A 12,467-nucleotide genomic window follows, 5' to 3' on the forward strand; every position below is an offset into this window, starting at 1 on the left:
TAAATATTTAGCCCTCGCTTTGTCAAGACAGGAAAACGGCTCCCGACTTTCGGGAGCCGTTTTTAGTAGCTTTCGCCAAGCCGTTTAAATACCGGCTTTGCCTGCGGTTGTTTTCGTTTCGGCGGGGTTTCGCGGATCCCGGTGTAGGCTTGCAGTAGCGCTTTCGCCTGGGATAGGGGCATTCTTGTGACAGGATTGCGGTAAGAATCATTTAATGCTCCAAGATGTGGAAGGGTGGCGAAGTCTTTTTTTGTCGGGGGAATATGAAAATAGTAATCGCCGACGGAGACAAGAACGTCGGACTGCTGCTGGCTGTATTTTGGGTTGCGGGAAAAATGAAGGCCGATTTTTTTCGCCTTTCCTTCCTGCAGCAGCTTTTCAATTGCTTTTTTCTTTAAAAGGTAGAGAAAAGAAGGATTCAATGCCGTTTTGGCATGACGATTGACGGTAAAAATCGCTTTTGCAATGTTGTCCACCGTCAGTTCCAACGGTTTCATCAGCATATCTCCTTTTTTATTATTTTATTTTATTATACAAAATGAACATATGTTTGCAAAACGGCTTTTTTGGATGGAGAATGCGGCTGCTGGGCAAATGAAATGTTGTATTTTTCCGCTGCCGTTTAACCTTTATGCACGATGCTGCAATGTAAAAATAGTCAGTTCCGGCGGCGACAAAAAGCGGAGCGGCACTCTTGTCGTCCCAAGTCCGCGGTTTACATATAGCGTTAAATGACGAATACGGTAAAATCCTTCATAATATTTTTCCGACAGCGGCGGCGTAATTAGCGGGCCGATAAACGGAAGCTGAATTTGCCCACCGTGGCTATGCCCGGATAGTTGCAAATGAACGGGATAGCGGCTTGTTTGTATGGCACCGTCCGGCTCATGCAGCAGGATGATCGTATAAGTGGAATCGGGAATTGACTCAACCATCTTCGCGAAGTTTGGCCTGCCAAGCATCATATCATCGCTGCCGGCGATGGCGATGAACGGCCCATTCTGTCGCCGAATGAGAACGTGCTCATTGACAAGCATGCGAAAGCCGGCTTTCTCCATAATATGGCGATATATATCGGTTCCATATCCACCGTGATCATGATTTCCGTAAATGCTAAATTTTCCGAGCGGAGCGCGAATGTGGGAAAGTGTTTCAGCAACTGCATCAATGTGCGGATACTTGTTTGGCTCATCCAGTAAATCGCCGGTAAACAATACGATATCAGGCTGTAATTCGTTTATTTTCGCGATCGTATGGCGAAAGCGTTGTAATCCATAGTAATGACCTAAATGGACATCGCTAAATTGCAACAGTTTTGTCCCGTTAAACTCTTTTGGGATCAGCGGGTGGGAAATAATATGGTGGGTAACGGTTAATTGCGCCGGCTCAATAAAACGGGCGTAACTATAGCTGGATGTCGTTGCCAATATTCCGCCGACGCCGGTAAGCATCATTTTTTTTAAAAATGTGCGTCGGTTCATTTTTGCGGTTTCCAAATGTTCCATCATCATGCCGTCCTTTCACAATTAGTTTTATTATAGCGGAAAATAAAAGAAAAGAACAATAGGATGAAAATAATGTTAGAAAATTCAATACTTTTGTAGTAAGATGAAAATGAATGAATAATCAGTCAATATGCGGAGGAGGAGAAACATGAACGGAAAAGTCATTATTGTAACCGGCGGTTCGAGCGGAATGGGAAAGTATATGGCAAAGCGATTTGCGGCAGACGGCGCCAACGTCGTCATTACCGGAAGACGGCTCGAGGCGCTAGAGGAAGCGAAAAAAGAGATTGAATCCCCAAACGGAAAAGTGCTGCCGATCCAAATGGATGTGCGCGATCCGGAATTAGTGGCGGAAATGGTCAAACGGACGGATGCGGAGTTTGGCAGAATTGATGCACTCATTAATAACGCGGCGGGCAATTTTATTTGTCCAGCGGAAAAGCTATCGATTAATGGCTGGAATAGCGTCATCAACATCGTATTAAATGGTACATTTTATTGCAGCCGCGAGGTCGGGAACTACTGGATTCAACGCGGCCAAAAAGGCTCGATCATCAACATTGTTGCTACATATGCTTGGCACGCCGGCGCAGGGGTGATTCATTCCGCGAGTGCGAAAGCGGGAGTATTGGCGATGACAAGAACGCTTGCTGTCGAATGGGGGAAAAAATACGGATTCCGCGTCAATGCCATTGCCCCTGGACCGATTGAGCGGACGGGAGGAGCAGAGAAGCTGTGGGAATCAGAGGAAGCGGAAAGGTTGACGATTGAAAGCGTTCCGTTAGGACGCCTTGGCACACCGGAAGAAGTCGCTGCTCTTGCCGCTTTTCTGCTCTCAGATGATGCAGCTTATATCAATGGGGAATGCATTACCATCGATGGAGGACAATGGCTCAATCGGCGCCCGTTTTAAATGATAAGCGGTTTCCTAAGGTCAGGAAGCCGCTTTTTGTTTTGGCAACATGTACGGATGTTTATTTCACGCAAACATTTTTTAGATAGGATAGTCTTCACGATGCAGTTATCGGAGGTATAAGCAGTTTGTTAAACATCTATAAAAATGTATAAAATCATGTAAATATCTCCTGTTATTGGACGTAAAGAGGCGGATGTTCTCCATCTTTTCCATCGTCTCCTGTCTGATGATAAAAAATCATCTCCCCCTTCCTCATGGAAAAAGGAAAGGAAGAAAAGTTAGCGAATATATGTTCTTGAGAATCCAAACAAGGGGGAAGGCAAGGGGATGAAAACGGTTCGGGGGATGAAAATCGTTTCTCATGATGAATCGCAACTTCGTTCATTAGATAAGTTGATGCGCGTCTTTGGTTCCGCGAAGCGATATGCGCTTAATCGTTTGCTGGAGGGAAGGAACGCAAAAGACATCATCCAGCACCTTCCGCACCAATTTCAGCTCAACAAACGGTTTGCCGAAGATGCGGTCTTGCTTGTTCAATCACTGATTTCTTCTCAACGTGAGTTACTACCGATGAGGCTGGAGGATGTGCAGGCGAAAATCGAAAAAACCGAAAAGAAAATCGATGACTACCAACCATGGAAGAAAAACACCAAAAAAAGTCGATCTTCCAACATGTCTAGATGGATTGCACCAACGGTTAGAAAAGCTCAAAGCGAAAGAAGCCGAGCTAAAGCACCATCTCGACCAAAGGACAATTCCACGTGTGATTTTTGGTGGAAAACAAAACTTTTATAAGCGCTTGAAAGGAAACATCACGAACGAAGAATGGAAAGATTTACGCTCGAATCAGTTGTATGCCAGAGGAGATAAAAGCAAAAAAGGAAATTTGAATATTCGCCTCACCTATGACGACAAGACGTACCAATGTTATGTAGAAATCGCCAATCCACTTGGGCAACAAGAAGGAAAACACGCTCCCCGCTTGAGGCTGCCTGTGTCTGTACCTGAAAAATATGAAGAGGAAATCATTGATCACATCATGGGAGAACCAGTCGGAGTGAATGAAAAGGGCAAGCCGATCATCGAATATCAACCATATACCGTCGAAATCAAACGCAAAAACGGGGAATATTATGTCCATCTCATCTATGAGGAAGAAGTGTATGGCAGAGAACTTACCGATGATGAACCGATTCAAGCGGAACGAATCGCTGGAATTGACATCAATATGGACCGCATTGCCGTAAGCATCATTTCGAAACAGGGAAACTTCATCCAATCGAAAGTGTTTTACTGTCATGAACTCGAATATGTGAAAGCGAATAAACGAAACAACATCGTGGGAGAAACCGTACGAGACGTGTATGACTGGCTGCTTCAAGAGAATGTGGGGGCAGTGGTCATCGAAAACATCCAACTAAGACAGCGGCACGATACGGACAAACGATTCAACCGCTTGACACACCATTTCAAAAAGAAAAAACTGACGGAAACGATTCTTCGTCAGGGGATGCGGCTTGGGTTTCGCATCAAAAAAGTGAACCCTGCCTATACCAGCGTCATCGGACGTTTCAAGTATATGAAAAAGTATGGGTTATCCGTCCATGAAAGCGCCGCTTTGGTGATTGGCAGACGGGGATTAGGGTATCAGGAACAATTGCCAAAAGAACTCATTCACCTCATAAAAACGAAAGTGAAACGCCATTTGATTGCGGTGTTAGGGTCGATGGAAGAATCCTACAAGCAATCGAAAAGCGGCAAGAAACAACGCCAATATATCGCGATGATGTTACGTAAAATCGAGAATTTCAAACAAGAGCATGAATGGTCATTATGGAACATATTGCACCAATTCTGCTGGCTGAACCAGTATCAAATTCAACTGAAGGAGGTGTAGCCTGGTTACTAAAATCGTTGTCGTGTACTGACCGATGGAAGGAATGGTGCGCGACAGGTGCCGTCGCTGACAGCGATCCACGGGTTGTCTTTCACAGCAGGTGAATGACAAGGGAAATTCCCTTCCTGATGGAACTCGGTGAGAATCCGAGCGGCAAGCAGTTTGGCTGGTTCCATCGCGATGAGTCGATTTTTATAGATTTTAGTAACCAGGTGGACGTATGATATAATGAAGACAAAGAGGGTGTATGCAAAAGAGGTGAGCAAGGTGGACGCGTTAGATGTAATGGCGAATTTGCAGCAAGTTTTTCCATACTATCAGGCTATTTTTAGCGCCGATGAACATTGTGTCATTGGCTATGAAGTATTAGGAAGATATCAGTCTGAAACAGGGGTTGTCAGTTTAGGTCCGTTTTTCCACGATGAGACAATACCGGAAGAATTCCGTTTAGAAGTAGATGAAGTGGTAACCAAAAAAGCGCTTGATTATTTTCTCTCCCTCGATGATTACACACCGCTTATTTTTTTAAATCGTGATGCGAATTTATTGATGCTTGACCGTGCCGATTCGTTTTTGCAGCTGCTTCTTCAATATGAAACAAGAGGATTGTCGTTAGAACGCATTGTGCTCGAAATTAATGAGCAGTATTTTAAAGGAGATTTAGATCAGTTAAGCCATTTATTGACCTATATCCGTACGTATGGAATAAAAATTGCGGTAGACAATATTGGGGAGCATAGCAGCAACTTAGAAAGAATCGGCGTGCTGTCGCCAGATATTTTGAAAATTGATTTGCGTCAATTGCGGAAGACTTCCGTTCATCAAGCGTATCAAGACGTTCTATATTCTATTTCGCTGCTAGCCCGCAAAATCGGCGCCACGCTTTTATACGAAGATATCGAAACATCTTTTCAATTGCAATACGCGTGGCGAAACGGCGGACGCTATTACCAAGGGTACTATTTGGCGGAACCTTCTCCGGAATTGGTGCCGCGCGATATGCTAAAGGAACGTCTGCGTCAGGAATGCCATCATTTTATTCAGCAGGAAAAGAAAAAGCTAGAAACGCTTTATCATATTTCCGAACAGTTTCAGCAGCGGCTGACAGCGCTTTTGGCCAAATATAAGAAAGTCACGGATTTTAATGAACTGATTTCTCTGTTGGCGAATGAGCTGAATGATGTTTGTTTCCGCATTTATGTTTGCGACGAGGATGGCTTCCAGCAGTCTGCCAATATGTTTAAACGCGGTGACCGCTGGGAGCTTGAGCCGCAATATTATATGAAAAATTGGAGCTGGCGTCCGTATTTTTTAGAAAATATTATTCGCATGCGCTCCCGCAAACGGGGAATTTTATCCGATTTATACGCCGACATCGAAACCGGGGAAACGATCCGCACGTATTCGTACCCGATTGACGACCGGCACTACTTGTTTATTGATTTATCGTATAATTATTTATTCGAACACGACGCCCATTATTAAAGAAGGGTATAAAATTTTCTCCTCGTGGCAAAGTAAGCATGAGGTGAAAAAACAATGGCACAACTGATGTTTGTATTGTCTATCCTTGTCGTTCTTATTGCCGTTATCGGATTTGTCTACACGTACCGTCTCGGCCGCCAGCAAAAATGGCAGGAAGAGCTCGATGGCCCGATCCCAAAGGGCGTGCAGCAGCATATCTTTTTGCGTAATCCTGTTTTCTTAGCGTATTTGCTTCCTATTTTACTGGCGGTGATTGTCATTTCTTATTTGGCGATACGCTATGGATATGGCAAATAAGCAATGGAGCAGTCCTATTAAGGAGTGCTCTTTTTTTGTTTTATCGTCATATAAACGGCTATGTGTGGGTGAATAGAACAAAATGTGCTTGGACGGCGGGCAATAAAAGCTTTTACGGGCAAGGAAGGATTTTTTTTTCATAAATTTTTTCCGTTTGTGCTGAATATATATAGTTTGCAAAGGGGGAATGAAAAATGGGGAAGCTGGTGCTTGAAACATTATCGCATGAAGAGCAGCGCTTGCTTTTGGATCTTTTGTTTACCCAACAATATGCATTAGAGCTTGTTCGCTGTGAGATTGCTGACATTGAAAATGGGGATAAGCAGGTAGATGCAAGGCGTTATCAACAGCTTTTGCATTTGTATGACCGTCTTCTTCAGGAAACATAGTATTTTACATAGGACTATCGCTTGCTAGTAAGCGATAGTATTTTTTTATGGGAAGCAATAAAATATGATAAACTGAAGAGGGGAAAACGCTAAAAGAGAAAGGCGGAAGACAGGAATGACAGTTTTGGAAAACAAAGAATTTGCCAAGATGACGGTGGCGCAGTTTCTTATTCCTTCAGATAAAGTAGCGCACGTCCAACTGGGGAATTATTTGGATCACGCGTTATTAGTATTAACAAGAACCGGTTACTCCGCTATTCCTGTATTAGACACTTCCTATAAACTTCACGGATTAATTAGCATGACGATGATTATGGATGCGATTTTAGGATTGGAACGCATTGAGTTTGAGCGGCTGGAAACGATGAAAGTCGAAGAAGTGATGAATAAAGATATTCCGCGCCTTTTATTGGATGATGATATCGTTAAAGGAATTGGACTGATTGTCAATCACCCGTTTGTCTGTGTAGAAAATAAAGACGGCTATTTTGAAGGAATTTTTACACGACGAGAAATACTTAAACGATTGAATAAACAGCTGCGAAAGCTTAATTATCATAAACCATATTAAAAATAAGCTGAACGATGAGCAGAAAGGTAATGGTGTGCAATAAAAAGCGCAGCTGTTTTTGCTTTAGTTTTTTCGCTACTCGTACCGATAATTGTGCGCCGATGAATGATCCAATCGCTAAGAAAGGAGCGATATGCCAGTTGACATGCCCGTTGTATAAGTAGGATGTCAGTGCTCCGAAGCAGCTAATAAAAGTTTGAAATCTTGTAAACGCGATGGCGGATAAGTAATCCATGCCGGTGCGCAAATAAGCATACATGAGCATTGTTGCTTGGCCTGGCCCAAACATTCCGTCATAGACGCTAATGCCGTAAAGAATAGGATATAAGGTTTTCGGGAGAGTAGGAGCCGATGCTGCTTGCTCAGGCCGTTTTTTGAAAAGTTGCAAACATAATGCGAACATTAACAAAATAACGGCAATGATGGTCATTGTTCGTTCAGACAGCAGCGAGGCGATGGCTCCTCCTGTTGCTCCCCCACCGAGACTAATAGGGATGATCAGCAACAACTGTTTCCAACGAATGCTTTGCTGGTGAAATAGGACGAAGAAGCTGGAAAACGAGCTGATTGTATTGGAAAACTTAGCGGCGGAAATGGCCTGATGGATAGGAACACCAATCATAAGCAAAACGGGCATGCCAATGAGGCCACCGCCGCCAGCTAATGTACCAACGAATGAAGTAGCAAACCCAACGAGGACAAACAGTACCCAGTCCATGCAAGGCAACCCCTTTCCCTAAACATTCTACAGCTATTGTATTCATTTTATAGCAATAAGAAAATATTGAAATAATGTACGTGAATGATAAGAAAAACTTATTAAAAGGGTGATAGCTTGAATATTTCAGAATATGAAATACTTACCGTTTTGGCGGAAGAATTAAATATGAGAAAAGCGGCAGCCCGACTCTATGTTACTCAGTCCGCATTGTCCCAACGACTACAGACGATCGAAGCGAGCTGGAATGTGAAAATCTTTGTCCGGACTCAGAGAGGTTTACTGTTAACACCGGAGGGAGAAAAAATTGTCCAGCTTGCGAAAGAAATAGTGCAGAAAACGAACAAAGTAAAAGAAGAGATCGAACAACTGGCCGGACAAATAAGTGGAACATTAACACTAGCCGTTGTTTCCATTGTTGCGCAGCATTGGCTTCCCGCAGTTTTAAAAACGTTTATGATGTTATACCCAAATGTAAATGTGGCGTTGACAACGGGATGGACAAGCGAAGTCTTAAGCGGTATGTATGAAAACCGGTTTCAACTCGGAATTGTTCGCGGAAAACCAAATTGGAGCGGGATTGCGACACGTTTATTTACGGATCAGTTATATTTAGTAGATCAAGAAATTCAATCTTTGGAGCAGTTGCGCCATACCGACCGGCCGTTTATTCAATTTAAAAGCGATTCGACGTATTCGCTGCACATTCAACAATGGTGGCATGAGCAATTTCAAGCACTGCCGCCGCGAACGGTCATCGTCGACCAAATCGAAACATGCAAACAGCTTGCTTATCACGGAGTTGGCTATGCCATTTTACCGGAAATTGCTTTAGATGACCGAGAGCAACATCTTGTTCATATGATTCCACTAAAAGATAAGCATGGCGAACGAATGACGAGAGACACATGGCTTATCAGCACGGAAGCAGCATGGCAACTTCCGCAGGTACAAGCCTTCCAGAAGGTGTTGCAAAATTTTGTTCCATGAATTTATGCTTGTCACGATTATCTCTGTTTTGCTAAAGTAAAAAAGAATAGAGATGTAAAGGAGGATATCGCCCATGAAGATGATGGATGCAAATGAAATCATTTCGTTTATTCAAAACAGCAAAAAATCAACGCCTGTTAAAGTATACATAAAAGGAAACCTGGAAGGAATCGATTTTGGCGCAAGCGCGAAAACGTTTATTACAGGGAATGCCGGCGTTGTTTTCGGTGAATGGCAAGAAATTGAAGCAGCGTTGGAAGCCAATAAAGACAAGATCGAAGATTATGTCATTGAAAATGACCGCCGCAATTCGGCGATTCCGCTTCTTGACTTAAAGGGAGTCAAAGCGCGCATTGAGCCTGGCGCGATCATTCGCGATCAAGTCGAAATTGGCGATAATGCAGTTATTATGATGGGGGCGGTCATTAACATCGGCGCCGTTGTCGGCGAAGGAACGATGATTGATATGAACGCGGTGCTCGGCGGCCGTGCGACGGTCGGAAAGAACTGCCATATTGGCGCCGGTGCCGTTTTAGCAGGAGTCATTGAGCCGCCTTCCGCTAAGCCGGTTGTTGTTGAGGACAACGTCCTTATTGGTGCAAACGCCGTTATTTTAGAAGGCGTCACGGTCGGCAAAGGCGCGGTCGTGGCCGCTGGCGCTGTCGTCGTTGAAGATGTGCCGCCATATACGGTGGTGGCTGGGGTGCCGGCGCGCGTGATTAAGCAAATTGATGAAAAAACACGGGCAAAAACGGAAATTAAACAAGAACTTCGTCAGTTATAAACATAGCCAATACGAAAGCTGTCCCAATCTTTGGGTCAGCTCTTTTTGCAAATGGAGGGAGATTATTATGTCATCCATTAGTCCTTTTGTCGCGATTCGCCGCGATCTGCATAAAATTCCGGAGCTAGGTTTTCAAGAATTTAAGACGCAGCAATATTTATTACAATACATTCATACGTTGCCACAGAAACGATTGGAAATCAAAACGTGGAAAACGGGAATTTTTGTGAAAGTAAAGGGAACAGCGCCGCGAAAAATGATTGGCTACCGCACCGATATCGACGGCCTGCCGATTAAAGAGGAAACGGGGTTGCCATACAGCTCGGAGCACGAAGGAAATATGCATGCGTGCGGACATGATATGCATATGAGCATTGCGCTCGGGGTGCTCACCTATTTCGCAAACCATCCGATCGAAGATGACCTATTATTTATTTTCCAGCCGGCAGAGGAAGGGCCGGGCGGGGCAAAACCGATGCTCGAAAGCGACATCATGCAAACATGGAAACCGGACATGATTATCGCGCTGCATATTGCCCCGGAATATCCGGTCGGCACGATTGCGACGAAGGAAGGATTGCTGTTTGCCAATACATCGGAGCTATTTATTGATTTAAAAGGGAAAGGCGGACATGCCGCGTTTCCGCACTTAGCGAACGATATGGTCGTGGCCGCCTGCGCGCTTGTCATGCAGCTTCAATCTATCGTCTCCCGGAATGTCGATCCGCTTGATAGTGCAGTGATTACGATAGGCAAAATTTCCGGCGGGACGGTGCAAAATGTGATTGCCGAGCGCGCCCGTTTAGAAGGAACGATCCGCACCTTGTCGACCGATGCGATGAAAAAAGTGAAAGAACGGATCGAAGCGATAGTAAACGGCATCCAACTGGCGTATCAATGCGAGACGGAAATTGACTATGGTGCGATGTACCATCAAGTGTATAACGATCCGCAGTTAACGAGGGAATTTATCCAGTTTGCCGAAAGTGATCCAAAGATGCAGGTAGTCCGCTGCAAAGAAGCAATGACGGGTGAAGATTTTGGCTATATGCTTGCGGAAATCCCGGGGTTTATGTTTTGGCTCGGTGTCGATTCGCCTTATGGGCTGCATCATGCGAAACTGGCGCCAAATGAAGCAGCAATCGATCGGGCCATTGCTTTTTTAACATCGTATATTTCGTGGAAAGGAAACAACGGTTAATGGTATAGTTCCACCTCCATTAAGGCACATTATGTATATGAGGAGGTGGAGTGTGATGGCGAAAATTGGGGTAGAGCATTCGCTAACGGATGTGCAGGAAGCGTTAAAAGCGAGAGGATATGAAATCGTTCCGCTTCGCGGGGAAAATGATGCGAAGGGCTGCGACTGCTGCGTCATTACAGGCCAAGATGCCAATGTAATGGGAATTCAAAACGCGATGACTGCTGGTCCTGTTATCGAAGCAAGCGGCCTGACAGCAGAAGAAATTTGTCAAAAAGTTGAAGAAAAATTACGTTAACCGTTGACGGGCTGTCCGCATCAACAGCCCGTTTTTTATGAATTGTCAATGCACACGCTCCAACGAGCAAATAATTTTGTTTTATCGGCCCAGGATACTATACTAAAAGTAAAGCGAAGATATGAGCATTACAAAAGTGGAATCCATATACAAAGCATGGAACATAAGGTAATAAAAAATAACTTTCTTTTTAAATTAATTATCATTTAATATTGACTAAAATTATCAATATCATTATAATATTATTTGTCAGAGTAGTATTAACGAAAGCATCATCAAATAAAGAAAATGGAGGGATACATATGGCAGAACGCATGGTAGGAAAACAAGCACCTCGTTTCGAACTGCAAGCAGTATTGCCAAACGGCGACTTCGGACGTGTCAGCCTTGAAGAAAACATGAAAAATGGCAAATGGACTGTGCTTTTCTTCTATCCATTGGATTTCACGTTCGTATGCCCGACAGAAATCACTGCAATTTCTGACCGCTACGATGAATTTGAAGATTTAGATGCCGTTGTGATCGGCGTTTCGACAGACTCTGTATATTCGCATAAAGCATGGATGAAAGTGCCTCGCGAAGAAAACGGCATCGGCGAAATTAAATATCCGTTAGCAGCTGATCCTACTCATCAAGTTTCCCGCGATTATGGTGTTCTTATTGAAGAAGAAGGCGTTGCGCTTCGCGGCCTATTTATCATCGATCCAGAAGGCGAATTAAAATACGCTGTCGTTCATCATAATAACATCGGCCGCGATGTCGATGAAGTATTGCGCGTGCTTCAAGCGCTACAAACCGGAGGTCTTTGCCCAGCAAACTGGAAACCAGGCCAAGCAACATTGACAGTGTAATAACGAAAAAGAAGAAAGGTCTAACATGACGTTAGACCTTTCTTTGCAATGGAGGGATGAATATGAAACTGCGTGAACCAATGCCGCAATTAACAGGTGCTACCGCAACGCTCAATGGTGAAGTAACAAGAGAACAATTGGTTGGAGAAAAACCAACATTAATTCACTTTTGGTCGGTAAGCTGCCATCTTTGCAAAGAAGCGATGCCGCAAGTAAACGAGTTCCGTGACCGCTATAAGGATAAGCTGAACGTCGTTTCTGTTCATATGCCGCGTTCAGAAAAAGACCTAGATATCGAATTGGTCAAAAAAGTTGCCGAAGAACACGGCATTACGCAGCCGATTTTAGTGGATAACGAACATAAAATCACAGACGCCTTTGAAAATCAATACGTGCCTGCTTACTACGTGTTTGATGCGGAAGGCAAATTACGTCATTTCCAAGCAGGCGGAAGCGGCATGAAAATGCTGGAAAAACGAGTAAACCGCGTCTTGGAAGAAACGGAAAAGGCGCAGCAACAATAACGAAAGGTGAGGGGAACGAAGAAGCGATGGTTTCGTTCCTC

14 protein-coding genes and 1 pseudogene are annotated in these 12,467 nt (G+C 44.1%); 12 read left to right on the top strand and 3 right to left on the bottom strand.

Annotated elements, in window-relative coordinates:
• Positions 1–62: 62 nt before the first annotated feature.
• Together AC1WMD_RS02170 and AC1WMD_RS02175 are read right to left on the bottom strand one after the other, a co-directional pair.
• Entirely contained in the window at positions 63–497 is a 435-nt protein-coding gene (locus AC1WMD_RS02170; protein WP_043903951.1) for a YkyB family protein, read from the bottom strand.
• A gap of 132 nt (positions 498–629) precedes the next feature.
• Positions 630–1,505, bottom strand: coding sequence for a metallophosphoesterase (locus AC1WMD_RS02175; protein ID WP_494255874.1), 876 nt, complete (start codon positions 1,503–1,505; stop codon positions 630–632).
• 148 nt (positions 1,506–1,653) lie between these two features.
• Between AC1WMD_RS02175 and fadH the strand changes: the two genes are divergently transcribed.
• From fadH to cbpB, 6 genes and pseudogenes are all read left to right on the top strand, one after another.
• On the top strand, positions 1,654–2,418 hold the full coding sequence (fadH, locus tag AC1WMD_RS02180; protein WP_043903953.1) for a 2,4-dienoyl-CoA reductase: 765 nt from the start codon (positions 1,654–1,656) through the stop codon (positions 2,416–2,418).
• A 330-nt stretch (positions 2,419–2,748) separates the two neighbouring features.
• Positions 2,749–4,318 (top strand): annotated as a pseudogene (locus tag AC1WMD_RS02185) (SSO2105 N-terminal domain-containing protein).
• A gap of 267 nt (positions 4,319–4,585) precedes the next feature.
• Positions 4,586–5,803: an EAL domain-containing protein gene (locus tag AC1WMD_RS02190; RefSeq protein WP_043903955.1), complete on the top strand. Its 1,218-nt coding sequence runs from the start codon at positions 4,586–4,588 to the stop codon at positions 5,801–5,803.
• A 54-nt stretch (positions 5,804–5,857) separates the two neighbouring features.
• Complete coding sequence (locus AC1WMD_RS02195; RefSeq protein ID WP_043903956.1) at positions 5,858–6,100, top strand: hypothetical protein; 243 nt, start codon at positions 5,858–5,860, stop codon at positions 6,098–6,100.
• Positions 6,101–6,294: 194 nt separating this feature from the next.
• Positions 6,295–6,489 carry an antirepressor AbbA gene (gene abbA, locus AC1WMD_RS02200; protein WP_494255875.1) on the top strand — a complete coding sequence of 65 codons (195 nt, stop codon included), beginning with the start codon at positions 6,295–6,297 and terminating at the stop codon, positions 6,487–6,489.
• A 115-nt stretch (positions 6,490–6,604) separates the two neighbouring features.
• A complete protein-coding gene (gene cbpB, locus AC1WMD_RS02205) occupies positions 6,605–7,060 on the top strand; it encodes a cyclic-di-AMP-binding protein CbpB (RefSeq protein WP_043903958.1) in 456 nt (151 codons plus the stop codon).
• Here cbpB and AC1WMD_RS02210 read toward each other — a convergent pair.
• Entirely contained in the window at positions 7,038–7,778 is a 741-nt protein-coding gene (locus tag AC1WMD_RS02210; protein ID WP_494255876.1) for a sulfite exporter TauE/SafE family protein, read from the bottom strand. The genes cbpB and AC1WMD_RS02210 overlap by 23 nt on opposite strands.
• Before the next feature lie 117 nt (positions 7,779–7,895).
• Between AC1WMD_RS02210 and ccpC the strand changes: the two genes are divergently transcribed.
• From ccpC to AC1WMD_RS02240, 6 genes are all read left to right on the top strand, one after another.
• On the top strand, positions 7,896–8,768 hold the full coding sequence (gene ccpC, locus AC1WMD_RS02215) for a transcriptional regulator CcpC (RefSeq protein ID WP_494255877.1): 873 nt from the start codon (positions 7,896–7,898) through the stop codon (positions 8,766–8,768).
• Positions 8,769–8,841: 73 nt separating this feature from the next.
• Entirely contained in the window at positions 8,842–9,552 is a 711-nt protein-coding gene (gene dapD / locus AC1WMD_RS02220; RefSeq protein WP_494255878.1) for a 2,3,4,5-tetrahydropyridine-2,6-dicarboxylate N-acetyltransferase, read from the top strand.
• Positions 9,553–9,619: 67 nt separating this feature from the next.
• Positions 9,620–10,753, top strand: a complete 1,134-nt coding sequence (locus AC1WMD_RS02225; RefSeq protein WP_494255879.1) for an N-acetyldiaminopimelate deacetylase — start codon at positions 9,620–9,622, stop codon at positions 10,751–10,753.
• 55 nt (positions 10,754–10,808) lie between these two features.
• Complete coding sequence (locus AC1WMD_RS02230) at positions 10,809–11,051, top strand: YkuS family protein (protein ID WP_043903963.1); 243 nt, start codon at positions 10,809–10,811, stop codon at positions 11,049–11,051.
• 302 nt (positions 11,052–11,353) lie between these two features.
• Entirely contained in the window at positions 11,354–11,902 is a 549-nt protein-coding gene (locus AC1WMD_RS02235; protein ID WP_043903964.1) for a peroxiredoxin, read from the top strand.
• Positions 11,903–11,964: 62 nt separating this feature from the next.
• Entirely contained in the window at positions 11,965–12,426 is a 462-nt protein-coding gene (locus tag AC1WMD_RS02240) for a TlpA family protein disulfide reductase (protein ID WP_043903965.1), read from the top strand.
• The last annotated feature ends 41 nt before the right edge of the window (positions 12,427–12,467 follow it).

This window comes from Parageobacillus sp. NEAU-HV-2 (assembly GCF_059115485.1).